Raw genomic sequence first — 586 nt, 5'->3', positions numbered from 1 at the left:
AACCGCTTTCCGGCTAGTTTATCCGCCACTGGAGACAGCAACATCTCACTCAACTCAGTCGCAGAAGCATTGACTTTGGGGATGTTGGGAGAGACAATCAGATTGCGACTTTCGCCCCGATAGTCCGGATTTTGCATTAACAGGTAAAATTGTTCTGCCAGTTCTTCAATTTCGGCGCGGGGGGGTAACTCGTAGACGGTTAAACTGTCGGGAGTGACTGCCCAAAGGAAACTGCGATCTGCACCGAGGGAATATTGTAAGAGTAAGGTATCTTTATCGAGTACCTGCTGCTGAATTTGTTCGGCAGTTAGGGGTTGAGGTTGCGTGAGAGCGGCATATCGGGGAGAGGTTTGACGGATTTGCGCTCTTAATTCATCCAATTGCCGCAACAAAGTATCCAGTTCTTGTTTAATAGCCGATGCTTGTTCCGGAGTATGTTCACCGGAGAGTAATGCCATGCGCCGGGATTCGGTAGCGTTGATGCGCTGCTGTAAATTCGCTTCCTGTTGGCGTAATTCCGGGTCTACGCCAGTGCGGATATCGGCATTGGCTTCGGCGAGAATTTCTAACAACGTGCGAGCGCGGG

General features: G+C 50.5%; 1 pseudogene. It reads right to left on the bottom strand.

From position 1 onward, the window contains the following. Nucleotides 1-586 (bottom strand): annotated as a pseudogene (locus LKK83_RS31905) (hypothetical protein); the annotation flags it as partial.

It is taken from the genome of Phormidium sp. CCY1219 (genome assembly GCF_035615515.1).
Lineage (GTDB): Bacteria > Cyanobacteriota > Cyanobacteriia > Cyanobacteriales > Laspinemataceae > CCY1219.
The sequence above is the reverse complement of the archived record's forward strand: the minus strand, read 5'-3'. Positions and strand labels throughout refer to the sequence as shown.